The sequence below is a fragment of the Candidatus Megaera venefica genome (assembly GCF_034554655.1).
In the GTDB taxonomy this organism is placed as follows: domain Bacteria; phylum Pseudomonadota; class Alphaproteobacteria; order Rickettsiales; family Rickettsiaceae; genus Megaera_A; species Megaera_A venefica.
On the sequence record NZ_JARJFB010000274.1, the window covers coordinates 1 to 671 of the forward strand.

Consider the following 671-nt stretch of genomic DNA (forward strand, 5'->3'; position numbering starts at 1 on the left):
AAAAAATGAATGTGCGGTGATTTATTTTTGAAATTCTTGAAATTATATCAAAAATTTAGAGTTTTGACGGAGAGACTTTTTATCTAATGTATAATTAAGACTTAAGAGTTTAGAGAGATCGATCATATTATTAACAAGGCTGGATAATCGCTCAGAGCTTTTTGCTATCTCTTCCAAGCCTTTTCTCCTTTGATTGTCAGTTAACTTGTCATAGCTCTCAAAAAGAATCTGCCCCATACTTGTAATACCAACAATAGGTGTATGAGCTTCGTGTTCCAAGTTACGTAGAAATTCATTCTTAACCTCGATTAATTTCTCTAATTCCTCATCCCTATTATATATTTGCTCTCCAAGGTGATAAGCCTTCTGCTCAGTGAGTTCATACTGCTCTTGTTTTGGTTTTAAGAATGCTAATAAAAATCCACTTATTATAAATAATATATAGATAATCTGCAATTTAAGACTATACAACTCTTCGGCAATGTTAGGAGTATTCCCCATATAAAATTGGTAACTAAACAAAGATAACGATAAGCCAGATACAATCATTATCAATGTAGTTTGCCAACTCATTAATATTCCTATTATAGTCAGGTTCAGTATAAAGATTACCAACGAAATTTGAGAAAATTTACTAATGAAGGCTAAAAAACTACTGGTAAAATAGAGTT

General features: G+C 31.1%; 1 protein-coding gene. It reads right to left on the reverse strand.

Annotation, left to right across the window (positions count from 1 at the left end; all coding sequences use genetic code 11):
• Nucleotides 1-42: 42 nt before the first annotated feature.
• Nucleotides 43-671, reverse strand: a 629-nt coding sequence (locus Megvenef_RS09740) for a histidine kinase dimerization/phospho-acceptor domain-containing protein (protein ID WP_322777710.1), incomplete at its 5' end; no start/stop codon positions are given.